Annotated in this window: 15 protein-coding genes; 7 read left to right on the top strand and 8 right to left on the bottom strand. The window is 40.9% G+C overall.

Annotated features, from left to right (window positions below):
• Positions 1-7: 7 nt before the first annotated feature.
• From rfbC to H4075_RS06280, 6 genes are read right to left on the bottom strand one after another with little or no spacing between them, the layout of a single operon-like run.
• Positions 8-562 carry a dTDP-4-dehydrorhamnose 3,5-epimerase gene (rfbC, locus tag H4075_RS06305; RefSeq protein ID WP_182805181.1) on the bottom strand — a complete coding sequence of 185 codons (555 nt, stop codon included), beginning with the start codon at positions 560-562 and terminating at the stop codon, positions 8-10.
• Positions 563-607: 45 nt separating this feature from the next.
• Positions 608-1,672 carry a dTDP-glucose 4,6-dehydratase gene (gene rfbB, locus H4075_RS06300; RefSeq protein WP_182805179.1) on the bottom strand — a complete coding sequence of 355 codons (1,065 nt, stop codon included), beginning with the start codon at positions 1,670-1,672 and terminating at the stop codon, positions 608-610.
• On the bottom strand, positions 1,672-2,961 hold the full coding sequence (locus tag H4075_RS06295; RefSeq protein WP_182805178.1) for a nucleotide sugar dehydrogenase: 1,290 nt from the start codon (positions 2,959-2,961) through the stop codon (positions 1,672-1,674). Before H4075_RS06295 ends, rfbB begins: the two co-directional genes overlap by 1 nt.
• 51 nt (positions 2,962-3,012) lie before the next feature.
• Complete coding sequence (locus H4075_RS06290) at positions 3,013-3,996, bottom strand: UDP-glucuronic acid decarboxylase family protein (protein WP_182805176.1); 984 nt, start codon at positions 3,994-3,996, stop codon at positions 3,013-3,015.
• Positions 3,997-4,028: 32 nt separating this feature from the next.
• Positions 4,029-5,339, bottom strand: a complete 1,311-nt coding sequence (locus tag H4075_RS06285) for a UDP-glucose dehydrogenase family protein (protein ID WP_182805174.1) — start codon at positions 5,337-5,339, stop codon at positions 4,029-4,031.
• A 14-nt stretch (positions 5,340-5,353) separates the two neighbouring features.
• The gene (locus H4075_RS06280) at positions 5,354-6,505 is read right to left on the bottom strand and encodes a DegT/DnrJ/EryC1/StrS family aminotransferase (RefSeq protein ID WP_182805172.1); all 1,152 of its coding nucleotides are present in this window, start codon (positions 6,503-6,505) and stop codon (positions 5,354-5,356) included.
• Positions 6,506-6,623: 118 nt separating this feature from the next.
• Here H4075_RS06280 and H4075_RS06275 point away from each other — a divergent pair, with 118 nt between their 5' ends.
• Positions 6,624-7,871: a 3-deoxy-D-manno-octulosonic acid transferase gene (locus tag H4075_RS06275; RefSeq protein ID WP_182805170.1), complete on the top strand. Its 1,248-nt coding sequence runs from the start codon at positions 6,624-6,626 to the stop codon at positions 7,869-7,871.
• Here the strand turns inward: H4075_RS06275 and H4075_RS06270 are convergent.
• Positions 7,841-8,650: a hypothetical protein gene (locus H4075_RS06270; RefSeq protein WP_182805168.1), complete on the bottom strand. Its 810-nt coding sequence runs from the start codon at positions 8,648-8,650 to the stop codon at positions 7,841-7,843. The genes H4075_RS06275 and H4075_RS06270 overlap by 31 nt on opposite strands.
• A 73-nt stretch (positions 8,651-8,723) precedes the next feature.
• On the opposite strand from H4075_RS06270, the gene H4075_RS06265 reads away from it, so the two are divergent.
• The 6 genes from H4075_RS06265 to H4075_RS06240 all read left to right on the top strand — a co-directional run bounded on the left by H4075_RS06265 (position 8,724) and on the right by H4075_RS06240 (position 14,233).
• Positions 8,724-9,296, top strand: coding sequence for a thymidine kinase (locus tag H4075_RS06265; protein WP_182805167.1), 573 nt, complete (start codon positions 8,724-8,726; stop codon positions 9,294-9,296).
• A gap of 32 nt (positions 9,297-9,328) precedes the next feature.
• Entirely contained in the window at positions 9,329-9,991 is a 663-nt protein-coding gene (locus H4075_RS06260) for a heme exporter protein CcmB (RefSeq protein ID WP_182805165.1), read from the top strand.
• A gap of 74 nt (positions 9,992-10,065) precedes the next feature.
• A complete protein-coding gene (gene ccsA / locus H4075_RS06255) occupies positions 10,066-10,758 on the top strand; it encodes a cytochrome c biogenesis protein CcsA (RefSeq protein ID WP_182805163.1) in 693 nt (230 codons plus the stop codon).
• Complete coding sequence (locus tag H4075_RS06250; RefSeq protein ID WP_182805161.1) at positions 10,758-10,985, top strand: CcmD family protein; 228 nt, start codon at positions 10,758-10,760, stop codon at positions 10,983-10,985. Before ccsA ends, H4075_RS06250 begins: the two co-directional genes overlap by 1 nt.
• Positions 10,986-11,019: 34 nt before the next feature.
• Complete coding sequence (locus H4075_RS06245; protein ID WP_182805160.1) at positions 11,020-12,438, top strand: Glu/Leu/Phe/Val family dehydrogenase; 1,419 nt, start codon at positions 11,020-11,022, stop codon at positions 12,436-12,438.
• 295 nt (positions 12,439-12,733) lie between these two features.
• Positions 12,734-14,233 (top strand): trypsin-like peptidase domain-containing protein, encoded by a 1,500-nt coding sequence (locus H4075_RS06240; RefSeq protein ID WP_182805158.1) that lies wholly within the window; start codon positions 12,734-12,736, stop codon positions 14,231-14,233.
• Positions 14,234-14,289: 56 nt separating this feature from the next.
• Here H4075_RS06240 and H4075_RS06235 read toward each other — a convergent pair whose 3' ends face one another.
• Positions 14,290-15,570 carry an alpha-amylase family glycosyl hydrolase gene (locus H4075_RS06235; protein WP_182805156.1) on the bottom strand — a complete coding sequence of 427 codons (1,281 nt, stop codon included), beginning with the start codon at positions 15,568-15,570 and terminating at the stop codon, positions 14,290-14,292.
• Between the last annotated feature and the right edge of the window lie 134 nt (positions 15,571-15,704).

The raw sequence follows: 15,704 nt of genomic DNA, 5'->3' as shown, positions 1-15,704 counted from the left end.
GTGAAAGTTAAAAAAAACTATCTTCCTGTAATTCGCTCATTGTTGAATTGATCAAATCTTTTCCTGAAACAATCTCTTTACCAGCTTCAATTTTCCAATCAATTTTTAACGAAGGATCATTATATAACAAGCCACCTTCGCTTTGTTTATTGTAGAAATTATCGCACTTGTATAATACTTCAGCTGTTTCGCTTAACACGGAAAAACCATGTGCAAAACCACGGGGCACTAACAATGCATTCTTTTTCTCTGCATTCAATTCTACAGCATAAACTTTTTTAAAAGTGGGTGAATCTTTACGCAGGTCGACTACCACGTCTAAAATTTTTCCGCTTAAACAACGCACCAGTTTAGCTTGTGCATGTTCGCCTTTTTGAAAATGCAAGCCACGAATAACACCGTAAGTAGAGCTGGATTGATTGTCCTGTACCCAATTGTAATACAACCCTTCGTTTTCAAAAGATTGCTGATTGTATGATTCAAAGAAATAACCCCGCTCATCGCCAAATACGATTGGTTCGAACACTACCAAGCCAGGGAAACCTGTTTGTAAAAAAGCCATTGAAAAATTTCAGATTTATGATTTACGATTTCAGATTTAAACTACTCACCTTTTTTCATATTGCGCATCATAGTACTTCTGGTAATCGCCGCTTGTTACGTGATTGATCCATTCTTCATTACTCAAATACCAGTCAACGGTTTTCTCCAATCCTTCTTCAAATTGTAAAGAAGGACTCCAGCCTAATTCCTTATTGAGTTTGGTTGCATCAATGGCATAACGCAAATCATGACCAGCACGATCTTTTACATAAGTGATGAGCTTTGCGCTTTCACCTGCTGCCCGACCAAGTTTTTTATCCATGATGCTGCAAAGCAAGTGAACGAGATCAATATTTTTCCATTCGTTGAAGCCGCCCACATTATAGCTTGCTCCAAGTTTTCCGTTATGGAAAATTGTATCGATCGCTCTTGCATGATCTTCTACAAACAACCAATCACGCACATTCTCGCCTTTACCATAAACCGGGAGCGGTTTGTTGTTTTTGATATTGTTGATCATTAACGGAATTAATTTTTCCGGGAAATGATGTGATCCATAGTTGTTACTGCAGTTGCTCATCACCACCGGCAGACCATACGTATCATGATACGCCATTACAAAATGATCAGACGCAGCTTTCGATGCTGAGTAAGGAGAATGCGGATCATAAGGGGTTTCTTCAGTAAAGAAGCCTGTTTCGCCTAAGGAACCATATACTTCATCAGTTGATACATGATAGAACAATTTGCCTTCATGATTACCAGCCCAATGCTTGCGACATGCATTCAGTAATATAGCAGTACCCAATACATTTGTTTTTACAAATGCCAATGGATCAAGAATGCTGCGGTCAACATGACTTTCCGCTGCCAGGTGAATCACTGCATCAAAATGATACTGATTGAAGAGCTGTTCAACACCTGCTTCATCTGTAATATCAATTTTCGCAAATGCATAGTTTGGTTTATCCTGTACATCTTTCAGATTCTCCAGGTTGCCTGCGTAGGTCAATGCATCGCCATTTACAATTTTGTAATTGGGATATTTATTTACAAACAGGCGAATTACATGACTGCCGATAAAGCCGGCTCCGCCCGTTACCAATATTGTTTTGTCGAATGTGCTCATTATAAACTCCAGTATTTGAGTTTCGAAATTTTATTACGGTAGATGCCTTTGAGATCAGCAAACATAGCTTGCTCATTAGCAATAGACAACAAGTAGTCTTCTGTAAATGCTGTGTACGGATGATGTGCTACTGCCAATACAATTGCATCATACCCATTGCCGATAGTTTCAGCAAGGGTTAATCCATATTCATGATGTACTTCAGTTGCATCAGCATGCGGATCAACAAAGTCAACCGCAACATTGTATTCCAGTAATTCTTTTACCATATCCGCTACTTTCGAATTACGGATGTCGGCTACATTCTCTTTAAACGTTGCACCCAGCACCAACACTTTTGCAGTAGCAGGATTTGGCGCATGTTTAATAATGTGCTGAATAATTTTCTTTGCTACATAGCGAGGCATTTCATCGTTTACAAAACGACCGCTTGCAATTACTTTTGAATTATAACCAAGTTGCTGTGCTTTGTAGGTTAAATAGTATGGATCAACGCCAATGCAATGTCCTCCCACCAAACCCGGCGTGTATTTATGAAAATTCCATTTCGTTCCTGCGGCTTCCACTACATCAAATGTGTTGATGCCGATACGATCGAAGATGATCGACAGTTCGTTCATCAATGAGATGTTCAGATCACGTTGTGCGTTTTCAATGATTTTTCCTGCTTCTGCTACTTTAATGTTTGGTGCACGGTGTACACCAACCTTCACCACACTTTCATAAACCGCAGCAATTTCCTTTAACGATTCATCATCGCAACCGGAAACAATTTTGATGGTGTTGCTTAATGTATGATGTTTATCTCCCGGATTAATTCGTTCAGGTGAATAACCAATCTTAAAATCAACTTTTCCTTTTAACCCGGAGAACTGTTCAAGAATCGGCATACAATCTTCCTCTGTACAGCCGGGATAGGTTGTGCTTTCGTAAATCACATAATCACCTTTCTTCAACACTTTACCTACAGTCTCACTTGCTTTTTCCAACGGTGTCAGATCCGGAACTTTATGATCATCAACCGGCGTTGGCACAGTCACAATAAAGAAAGATGCTTCTTTCAATACATTGATATCATCTGTAAATACAATATCCTTCCCTGCAAAACGATCAGCCTCAACTTCCTTGCTGGGATCTTCGTTCCGCTGCATCATGTCAATACGCTTCTTGTTGATGTCGAAGCCGATCACCTGCATATGCGCAGCCAATTCCAATGCTAATGGCAATCCCACATAGCCTAACCCAACGACTGCAACTTTCTTTTCTTTATTAATTAATGATTGATACATGAATGATTGTTGATTTCAGATTTAAACTCATCACTGATTACTCATTACTCATCATTTCATGCTGACAAACTCTTTCGGCAATTTGCTCCACTCTTCCTGCGGAAGATTTTTGAAATATTCGTAGGTAATCTTCAATCCTTCTGCACGACTTACTTTTGGTTCCCAACCAAGCAATGCTTTTGCTTTTGTAATATCCGGCTTACGTTGCTTCGGATCGTCTACAGGCAAATCTTTGTAAACAATTTTTTGTGTAGTACCTGTCAGTTTAATTACTTCTTCTGCAAATTCCTTCAACGTAATTTCTGTTGGGTTACCAATATTCACCGGCATATCATAATCACTCATGAGCAAACGATAAATGCCTTCCACCAAATCATCTACATAACAAAAACTTCTTGTCTGACTGCCGTCTCCAAACACCGTTAAATCTTCACCACGTAAAGCCTGACCAATAAACGCAGGTAACGCACGGCCATCATTGAGTCGCATACGTGGACCGTAGGTATTAAAGATGCGGATGATCCTTGTCTCAACACCATGAAAACGGTTATACGCCATCGTAATACTTTCCATGAAACGTTTTGCTTCATCGTACACGCCACGTGGACCAACAGGATTTACATTTCCCCAGTATTCTTCTGTTTGTGGATGCACCAATGGATCGCCATACACTTCAGAAGTTGAAGCAACAAGAATGCGTGCACCTTTTGCTTTGGCTAAACCTAAACAGTTGTGCGTACCATGCGCACCAACTTTCAAAGTCTGAATCGGAATTTTTAAATAATCGATCGGGCTTGCCGGTGATGCAAAGTGCAGGATATAATCCAGCTTGCCGGGTATGTGAATGAACTTGGTGATATCATGATGATAGAACTCAAATTGCTCCAGCTTGAACAAGTGTTCAATATTTTTCAAGTCACCGGTAATAAGGTTATCCATTGCAATTACATGATAACCTTCTTTAATTGCACGGTCGCATAAATGCGAACCGAGAAAACCTGCAGCACCTGTAATTAAAATTCGTTTGCGATCCATTATGTTGTTATTATGCTATTCGTTAATTTGAATTACTTTACGGCCTCTCTTCCTACGCTTTCGTAGAAGAACCCAAGTTGTTTCATTTGTTCTCTGTCATATACGTTACGTCCGTCGAAAATCACTTTGTTCTTCAGCATAGAAGAAATCTTTTCAAACTCAGGTGTGCGGAATTCGCTCCACTCAGTTGCAATGATCAATGCATCTGCATTTTCCAATGCATCGTACTGGTTTTGTGCAAAATCGATTTTATCACCAACTACTTGTTTCACATTGGGCATAGCCTCAGGATCATATGCATGCACAGTTGCACCTGCTTCTGTTAACGCATCGATCATGTATAAGGCCGGTGCTTCACGAATATCATCTGTGTTAGGTTTAAATGCCAATCCCCACAATGCAAAACGTTTTCCTTTCAAATCATTATTGAAATACGAGTTGATCTTTGGCATGAGGAACAATTTCTGTTCTTCGTTCACTTTCATCACAGCATTCAATATTTCAAAATCATATTGCACTTCGCTTGACGATTTCACCAAGGCCTGTACGTCTTTAGGGAAACAGCTTCCTCCATAACCAATACCCGGAAACAAAAAGCGCTTTCCAATACGTTCATCACTACCAATACCTTTCCGCACCATATCCACATCTGCACCAAGACGTTCGCATAAGCGTGCAATTTCATTCATGAACGAAATCTTCACTGCAAGGAATGAGTTAGCTGCATACTTGGTAAGCTCAGCACTTTTCTCATCCATAAAAATTACCGGGTTGCCACTGCGTACAAACGGAGCATACAACTCTGTCATTACTTTTTTTGCACGTTCATCACTTGTTCCAACAACAACACGATCGGGTTTCATGAAATCTTCAACTGCCACACCTTCACGCAAAAACTCAGGATTACTTACTACTGCAAATGCACCTTTGAAATTCTTTGCAATAGCTGCCTGCACTTTATCAGCAGTACCAACCGGCACGGTACTCTTATCAACAATCACTTTATAATCGGTGAGAATTTTTCCAAGATCATCAGCCACACCTAAAATGTATTTCAGATCGGCACTACCATCTTCACCGGGAGGAGTTGGCAACGCAAGAAATACAATGGCTGCATCTTTTACACCTTCTGCAAGGTTGGTTGTGAAATGCAAACGACCTTCCTTCAGGTTACGGAGAAATATTTTCTCCAAACCGGGTTCGTAAATAGTGATTTGCCCGTTCGATAACTTATCAACTTTGCTTTTGTCAATATCAACACATATAACCTGGTTGCCTGTTTCTGCAAAACAAGTTCCCGTTACTAATCCAACATAACCTGTTCCTACTACTGCGATTTTCATTTGTTAATTTCTGTTTATGATTTTGTATTAAGATATTCCAACAATTTGCTTGTGATCAACTGCAATTGCTCTTCTTCCAATTCCGTATGCATCGGTAAAGAAATTACACGATCAGTTAACCAATCAGTAATTGGCAAATTAAAATCTGCACCACCGAATGATGCAAACATTTGCTGACGATGAGCAGGCACCGGATAATAAATCATCGACGGAATTTTCTGCTCAGCCAAATAAGCATTCAACCCATTTCTTACTTCTGCAACATTATCAAATCCATCCAGTATTAATGTGTATTGATGAAACACATGGTTGCTGTACGGGGCACGATAAGGAGTTGTGATGTTTTTATGACCTGCAAATGCAGCATCATAATAATCTGCAGCCTTACGACGTGCTGCTATATATTCATCGAGTTTTTTCAGTTTGATTTTTAATACTGCAGCTTGTACAGTATCCAGGCGTGAATTGCAACCAACCACTTCATGATAGTAACGCACTTTTTGTCCGTGGTTCGCTACCATCTTTAATTGATCAGCCAACGCATCATCGTTAGTAAACATCGCACCGCCATCACCATAACAACCTAAATTCTTTGATGGGAAGAATGAAGTGCAGCCGATTGTACCAATTGAACCTGTTTTCTTTTTCGATCCATCGGCATAAATATAATCAGCACCAATGGCCTGCGCATTATCCTCGATCACATACAGATTATGTTCTGCAGCGATTTTCATGATCTCATCCATATTGGCGGCATGACCATACAAGTGAACCGGAACAATCGCTTTTGTTTTTGGAGTTATTGCTTTACGGATCGCTTCCGGATCAATACAGAAAGTCTTTGGATCAACTTCCACAAAGACCGGTTTCAAACGAAGCAATGCCACCACTTCTACAGTGGCAATGTAAGTAAACGAAGCTGTAATCACTTCGTCACCAGGTTGCAGGTTCAATGCCATCATGGCAATCTGCAAAGCATCGGTTCCGTTCGCACATGGAATCGTATGTTTTGAACCGAGATATTGGCTTAAATCACCGGCCAGATCCTGCACGGGTTTGCCATTAATAAAGGCTGAACTGTCGAGAACATCTAAAACTGCAGCGTCTACTTCCTGCTTAATTGCAAGGTATTGCTGCTTTAGGTCAACCATCTGTATAGGTCGCATAAATAAGCTTGTTTAAACGGGGGCGAAAGTACGGCAAAAAAGGCGTTTAGCCTCTGAAACACAGGTGTAAAGAGTTAAGTTTTTCTCACCAATTCCTTTCCTCTTAGATTTGTGGCGCATGATCTTCTTTTACAACATATTTCGGGTCGCCTACAAAACAGGAATTAAACTGGCAGCCAATTGGAACGGCAAAGCCAGAAAATGGGTGGACGGGCGTAAAAACTGGCAGCAGAAATTAGCTGCAAATTGGAAAACTGAACCGGGGCAACCTGTTATCTGGATGCATTGTGCTTCCCTTGGAGAATTTGAACAAGGTCGGCCAATTATTGAAGGGATCAAATCCCAATATCCCAATTCCAAACTCCTGTTGACATTCTTCTCTCCTTCGGGTTATGAAGTAAGGAAGAATTATATGGGAGCAGATCATGTGATGTACCTGCCGTTTGATTCAAGGGAAAATGCTGCTGCTTTCATCGATATTGTTCAGCCGAAGCTGGCGATTTTCGTGAAGTATGAGTTCTGGCATTATTATCTTGCTGAGTTAAATAACAGGAAGATCGAAACCATTTTAGTGTCGGGCATTTTTCGTTCGTCGCAACCGTTCTTTCAATGGTGGGGCGGATTTAACCGCAATATGCTGCATCAGTTTTCACATCTGTTTGTACAAAATGCAGCTTCAAAAGAATTATTAGATCGCATTGGCTTGGGCGACAAAACAACTGTGGCTGGCGACACAAGATTCGATCGGGTGATCACTGCAGCTGAACATTGGAAACCGGTTGAGCCGGCTGATATATTTTGTGGAACTGATGCTGTAATGGTGGCAGGCAGCACCTGGGCTGAAGACGAAACCATTCTTGCTGAATGGATGCAGGCAGGCAATCAACACAAACTCATTATTGCGCCGCATGAGATCAAAGCAGAAAATATCAATCGCTTAAAAAATTTGTTCCCTAAAGCAATTACCTTTTCGGAGTTTTCAAGTAACCTCTCACCACTCAAAACTTACCGCACTCTTATCATTGATAACATCGGCTATCTCTCCCGCCTCTACAAATACGCATCGGTTTGTCATGTAGGAGGAGGTTTCAATAAAAGCGGTCATCATAATATTTTGGAAGCAGCCGTTTATGGCAAGCCTGTGATAACCGGACCTAATTTTGAAAAGTTCAAAGAAAGTGTAGACTTAAAAAAACTGGGTGGAAGTTTTACGGTTAACAATTCAAGGGAATTAAAAGAAGTTATGCTGCAAATGAATATATCAGCAGCAGGAACAATTGCAGAAAATTATGTAAAAGAAAATGCGGGGGCAACCGCAGCCATACTCAGTTGGCTTCAGGAGAAACGTCTTTTCACCAATGCATAAAATTCCTGCGTGGCAGGACGATCATTATCCCAACCTAATTTAATTTTCAATTCACGCTCCATCCAGTATTGTGCTTCGGGATAGATGGAGAAATTATTGATGGTCTTGATACTTCGTTCGTACATCACTTCATCGCCACGGAATAATTCATTGATAAATACAAACCGGTCATTGATGCCAATCGCTTTTTTCAGATCTTTAATAGAAGACCCTTCATTCAGTTTATGTCCTACTTCAGTTTTATGTTCGCCCAGTTGCTCGTTGAGAGATAATTGTTTGCCGTTGTTCATCTCGTTCACCTCTTTTGAAATAGGTGCCGGCTTCTTCGGCTCTTGATAATTCGGCTGATGAATAAGTGTAGGTATTTCCGGTTCTTCATCAAACAATAAAACCGGCTTATGCTGGTGTTGCTGCGCTTCTACTTTTTTTGCAAACTCAGCTTTCTGACGTATCTCTTCCAATTCGGCTTCTACTTCACTTTCATCGATCTGTAATACTTCAAGAATTTTTTCTGCAGGCTTCTCTTCAACTTTAACCACTGATGGCGGAACAAGTCTTGTTGCAGTAACAGTTTCGGGTGCTGCTTGCGCCGGCAACGTTACTCTTGAAGCAGGTAATACTACCGATACACGGTTACTACCTATTGTTTCTTGTTTTTGTTGAGATTGCAGTTCCAATTCTGCACGAAGCATATTGGTAAGGATCAGCAATTGTGCTGCGTCGGCGTTTCTTTGAAGAGCCTGTTGTAATTGTTCAATAAGAGAAGCAATTCGTTCCATGAATAGTGCTTACTTTTGGCGGTATTGGAAATTTGCCGTTAAGTTACAAACAGTTTGGCATAAAATATTGATAATGTTTATTGAACCGAATATAAAAGGCGACCGGAGAGGCTGGATTGAAGTGATCTGTGGCTCCATGTTCAGTGGAAAAACAGAAGAACTTATACGGCGTTTAAAGCGGGCACGCATTGCCAATCTAAAGGTGGAGATATTTAAACCGGCTGTTGATGTCCGTTATGATGATGTAAAAATTGTATCGCATGATGAGAACGCCATTCAATCAACCCCTATCGATAATTCACAAAAAATATTGTTACTGTCGCAGGATGTGGAAGTAATTGGCATTGATGAGGCTCAGTTCTTTGATCCTGAAATTACCAATGTATGCGAGCAACTGGCTTTACGTGGTGCCCGTGTTATTGTTGCAGGCCTTGACATGGATTATAAAGCACAGCCTTTCGGGCAAATGCCCAACTTACTTGCTGTGGCTGATTACATAACCAAGCTGCATGCGATCTGTGTAGTGTGTGGAAATATTGCCAATTACTCTTACCGCACCTCAAGCGAGGGCGGACAAGTCGTACTCGGTGAAAAAGATAAGTACGAGCCCAGGTGCAGACATTGTTATCATCTTAAAAGCAGTTAACAACCATTCAATCACAAATCATCTCTTTCATATTGGCTTCTTCAAAAAAAATAATTGCACTCTTTAAAAAAGATCTGTTGCTTGAAATAAGACAGCAGTACACTTTTTATGGCATTGTATTATATATCGCCTGTACGGTGTATGTGTTATTCCTGGCCATCAACGAACCCGATGGAAGCACCTGGAACGCTTTATTTTGGGTAAACATGTTGTTCATCAGCATTAATGCCGTGGCTAAAAGCTTTCTGCAGGAAAGTCGTGGCCGTATGCTTTATTATTATACCCTTACCAGTGCACAGGAATTTATTCTTGCAAAGCTGTTGTATAATATCTTATTGATGTTGGTAATGAGTTTACTCAGCCTCATCACATTCAGTTTTTTCCTCGGTGGCCCTTTTTTACATGCCGGCGAATTTATTGGTATCACCATCCTTGGTGGCATCAGCATGAGCCTTGTGTTTACGTTGATGGCCGCAATTGCTTCAAGGGCTAATCAAAATGCAGCGATCATGGTCATCATGGGATTCCCGGTTATTATCCCTCAGTTATTATTGCTTATCCGTATTTCCAAGTCGGCTTTTGGTGAAATTTTTAAAGAAGGTGCTGTTTTTCAAATGGTTTTCTTGTTGGGCGGACTCGACGTGCTGGTGCTGGCGCTTTGCATGATTTTGTTTCCCTTTTTATGGAAAGATTAATATTCAACCACTAACTTTGCCGCACTTTAAACAAGCAGAACAAATGTTTGTGTTTGTTTTGTAAAGCTGATTATATGCATAAATCCTGGTGGAAGATAGCGTCAGTTATTTTACTCGTTTACACCATTGTTGGTGGTTTCTTGATGGATGTACCCCGTCTTTTTATTTTAAATGAATCAATTCGCAACCTCTACTTTCATGTAAGTATGTGGTTTGCGATGATGATACTGTTTGGGGTGAGTCTTGTGTACAGCATTAAGTATCTCAGTAAGCAACAATACAAGCACGACATTTACGCATCGGCGTTTGCAGGCACGGGTACGTTCCTTGGTTTGCTGGGCTATGCAACAGGTGCAGTTTGGGCAAATTATACCTGGGTTACAGATCAGGGGCAATCGCTCAGTAATATTCTCAAAGAACCAAAGTTGTTAGGAGCAGGCATCGCCATTCTCATTTACTGCGCCTATTTTGTTTTGCGTGGAAGTTTTACTGACATGGATAAGAAAGCAAGAGTAACGGCAGTATATAATGTCTTTGCATTTGTTATGCTCTTCCCTACTATCTGGATCATTCCAAGATTAGTGGGCAGTTTACACCCCGGTGCACCGGGTAGTGACAGCGGCAATCCTGCACTCAACTTTAATGATATTGATAGCCGCTTACGAATTGTATTCTACCCTGCGGTTATTGGTTGGACATTGTTAGCTGTCTGGATCACTACACTCAAAATCAGAACCCGGTTATTGGCCGATAAATCACTTTTGTAATGAAAAAAGTTCTCGCAACTATTGTTCTTCTCACCCTCAACCTCCTGTTGATCTCATTTTCTGCAGCTGCCCAAACAGAGCAGGCAGAAATGGCTGATGCCATGCGCAGCAATGGAAAAATTTATGTAGTGGTGGTGGTTTGTCTCATCATCTTATTTGGTCTAATTGGCTATGTATTCCGTATCGACAGGAAACTCAGCAAACTGGAAAAACAACAGAAAGATTAACGCTTGCTATATATTAAATTAAAAAAACGATTGTATGTCAACTACGAATTACAGTTTCTTCGGTGCAGTAGAACAGAGCTTTGATAAAGCTGCCGCTTTTACAAAATGGGATAAGGGTATCCTTGAACAGATCAAACAATGTAACAGTGTTTACCAAATGCGTTTCCCCGTTAAAATGGACGATGGAAGCATTGAAGTAATTGAAGCTTACCGTGTGCAACACTCGCAGCACAAATCACCTTGCAAAGGTGGTATCCGTTTCAGTGAAGAAGTAAACCAGGATGAGGTAATGGCTCTTGCATCATTGATGACCTATAAGTGTGCCATTGTAAATGTTCCGTTCGGTGGTGCTAAAGGTGGCATCAAGATCAACCCCCGCAACCACACTGCTTATGAACTTGAAAAGATCACACGTCGTTATACATCAGAGCTTGTAAAGAAAAACTTTATTGGCCCCGGTATTGATGTACCTGCTCCTGACTATGGTACAGGCGAACGTGAAATGGCCTGGATCGTTGATACATACGCGTCTCTTCGCCCCGGCGAAATTGATGCCGCAGGTTGTGTAACAGGTAAGCCAATTACACAAGGGGGTGTAAGAGGCCGTCGTGAAGCAACAGGTCTCGGTGTTTTTTACGGTATCCGTGAAGTATGCAACATGCCTGAAGTGATGAGCAAGCTTGGCTTAACCACAGGTGTTGAAGGCAAGCGTGTAGTTGTACAAGGTATCGGAAACGTGGGCTATCACACCGCTAAATTTTTCAGAGAGAATGGTGCAAAGATCATCGCTATTTCAGAGCATGATGGTGCTGTGTTTAATCCTGAAGGTTTGCATGAAGATGAGTTGATTGAATTCAGAAAGAAGACCGGATCGATCGTGAATTTCCCGGGCGCTACAACTATTACCAATACAACTGATGCTTTAGAGCTTGATTGCGATATTTTAATTCCTGCGGCTTTGGAAAACGTCATTAATGGCGACAATGCTCCACGCATTAAAGCAAAGATCATTGGCGAAGCTGCCAACGGACCTCTTACGCCGGATGCTGATGAAGTATTTGCAGCAAAAGGTGTATTGGTTGTTCCTGATATGTTCCTGAATGCCGGTGGTGTAACGGTATCTTATTTCGAATGGTTGAAAAACCTGAGCCATGTTCGTTATGGCCGTTTGGAAAAACGTTTCACCGAAAATCTGAACACCAATATTCTTGGCCAGATGGAATTCCTGAGTGGCAAGAAAGTAAAGAAAGAACACAGAGATATTATCACACATGGTCCCGATGAAGTGGATCTTGTTTATAGTGGATTGGAAGAAACCATGATCACAGCTGTAAACGAAGTGATGGATTGCTGGAAACAAAATCCTTCAATTCCTGATATGCGTACTGCGGCTTATGTGGTTGCCATCAACAAAGTAGCTACCAGCTATGTTGAGCTTGGCATTTTCCCATAACATAAACCAATTGCTTATTCCACATCCCGTTGGTTTTCCAACGGGATTTTTTTGTGCCATGCTTCTCGCTTGCATGAATACCAAATGACAGAACGTAACGTTAAATGACAGCAGGTTTGACGTTTCTACTACAGCTCAAAGACAAGAAATCTGTAACTTTAGCATAACTACGAAGGTCTTCATAACTGTTTGTTAAATGTGGCTTCGTGGTAGTTCTGAAATGATGTCAGCTTTGTTATTTTACAAACCGAAAGGCACATCCTTTGATAATCAAAATAAAAAAAGAAATATAAACATGAAAGCAAAACACATTCTGGTAACCGTACTTGTGAGTGCCGTTACAGCTCTCTCAAGTGTTTTCCTCTATGCAAAACTCACACGGACTAATTCTGTGGCCCAAAGTCAAGGTCAGTTACCTGTTAACTACGCAGGTTTGTTTGATGGAGGTGGTACACCTGGTCCGGTTGATTTTGAAGCGGCAGCGAACTCTACTGTTGCGGGAGTAGTGCATATCAAAACAAAAACAAATCCAACACAAACCAATAATCAACAAAAACGCCGCAGTCCGTTTGGAGATATTTTCGGTGATGAATTTTTTGATGATTTCTTCGGAGGTCCTCAAAGCAATCGTCCGCAAATGGCAAGTGGTAGTGGTGTGTTTATTTCTGCAGATGGATATATCGTTACCAACAATCACGTAGTTGATGGTGCCGATGAAGTAACTGTTACACTCCATAACAAAAAACAATACAAAGCAAAAGTAGTTGCAACAGATGCAAATACTGATCTGGCTGTTGTAAAAATTGAAGGCAGTGGTTTCCCTTACTTACTCTATGGAAATTCTGATGAAGTGAAGCTTGGTCAGTGGGTATTAGCAGTTGGTTATCCTTTAACATTGGAAACTACTGTTACTGCGGGTATTGTTAGTGCCAAGTATCGTTTCCTTGGTATCAATCAACGTAAAGCAGGACGTAATGCAAATGTGGTTGAAAGCTTTATTCAAACAGATGCTGCCGTAAACCAAGGTAACAGTGGTGGCGCATTGGTAAATACGAGCGGGCAGCTGATTGGTATTAACGCAGCAATCGCTTCACCCACCGGAACATACGCAGGTTATTCTTATGCAATTCCTGTAAACATTGTGAAGAAAGTTGTTGATGACTTAATTAAGTTCGGAACTGTACAACGTGCATTTCTTGGCATTCGTCCGGAAGCAAATGCTGATGAAAATACTGACTCACAAATTAAAGAAGGCGATGGTGTTGTTGTAGGTGAAGTAATGAGTAACAGTGCCGCTGAAGATGCCGGTTTAAAGAAAGGTGATAAGATCATTAAACTCGATAACAAAACTGTTGCTACCTGGTATGAATTAACCGGTACTGTTGCCAGCTATCGTCCAGGTCAGAAAATAAATGTTACTTACCTGAGAAATGGTAAAGAAGGAACAGCTGTACTCACATTAAAAAACAGCAGCGGCAATACTGAGATCGTTAAAACATCTGCGATCGATCGCCTGGGTGCTGAGTTAACTACACTCGATGCTAAGAAAGCAAAAGAGTACGGCGTTGAAGGTGGTGTGGTTGTACAGGCCTTAAGTGATGGTTTAATTGCAGAACAAACAACGATCAAAAAAGGATTTATTATTGTTCGTGCAGGCGGCAAAGCTGTAAAATCTGTAGATGATCTTAAGAAAGCAATTGATAATGCAGGTAACAGCATCATCATTGAAGGTATATATCCCGGCTATGAAGGAGTTTACCAATATGCAATTAACGATCTGCGTAATGAGCCATAATAAAAAACGCAGATAACTCATAAAAAAAATCCCTCGTTTTAAACGAGGGATTTTTTTTATTTGATCATTACTTTATATCCCCAGGGCTCAAGAGTAAATGTATCTGCTGCATCTTTTTTATCAGTTGAAAAAATATCACTGAATTCACCTCTCACCCGCAGATCATGTAAAATGAGATTAACAGGTTTCTCTGAGAAGTTCAGCAACACTAATAATTCCTGTTCTTTGTTTTTTCTAACAAAGCAAAACACTTCATCGGGATGATCTGTAGCTATTCGCCAAATAATATTATGTTCATCATGACCTAATAAAGATGGATAGTCTTTGCGCAGACCAAGTAACTTTCGATAGAATGTATGCAACACCGGTTGTTCCGTCCATTCAATCTCATCCTTATCAAAAAATGCCAGTCGTTTATTATTTGGCAACTCCTGTCCGCTGTATAATAACGGAACACCAGTCCACGTACAACTGAAAACAGCCAGGGGCAATGCCATTGCACCATACTTTTCATATTCAGAGCCATTCCAGCTATTCTCATCATGATTACTCGTGAAGAAAGAATGTAAGTGATGCGATGGTTGTTTCTGCTTGTAACCTGTGAGTGCTTTATCCAATTCAACCATCCGGCGATGGTTCTTGTAAAATTCTTCAGATATATGCATCCAATGCCAGGTGTAGCTGATGTCGAATACATATGCATATGCCTCATCATTCCATTGATCGAATTCGCCCAGCCAGAAAAGAGGACGGATTTGATCTAATTCAGTTCTTGCTTCTTTCCAAAAATCAACGGGTACCAGCATGGCCATATCGCAACGGAAGCCATCAATACCACAATCATTCACCCAAAACTTCATCGCATCGATCATCGCTCTGCGTAATGCAGCATTATAAAAATTGAGATGGATGACATCTTCCCAGTTTTCAACGGGTGGTTTAAAGTTGCCTTCATGATCCTGCGTGTAAAACCTCGGATGCGAAATCGTCCATTCATGATCCCATCCGGTATGGTTGGCCACCCAATCAATGATCACCTTCATGCCCAATGCATGGATCGATTTCACTAATGCTTTAAATTCATCGACCGTTCCAAATTCCGGGTTTGTATCAATGTAACTGGAACATGCATAGTAGCTGCCAAGCGTACCCTTCCTGTTATGGACGGATATTGGTGTTACCGGCATGAACCAGATCACTTCAACACCCATATCTTTTAATCTCGTTAGATGTTTTGAAAATGCAAGAAAAGTACCTTCAGCCGTGTACTGACGAAGATTCACTTCATAAATATTCGTGGAGCTTACCCAAGCTGCGGGCCTGAATTCAGTGGACATAGTAGTTATAATTCGCCTCAATGATACGAACCAATCAGCAAACAGCCTGTAGTAAGCAATAGAAAATCAAACCTTGGGCAAAATACTCTCGCCCACTGGTAAACCATGTACCTTTGCACTTGTTATAAAACGAC

This window comes from Lacibacter sediminis (genome assembly GCF_014168535.1).
Classification (GTDB): domain Bacteria; phylum Bacteroidota; class Bacteroidia; order Chitinophagales; family Chitinophagaceae; genus Lacibacter; species Lacibacter sediminis.
This window is presented reverse-complemented; position numbering and strand designations above follow the sequence as displayed.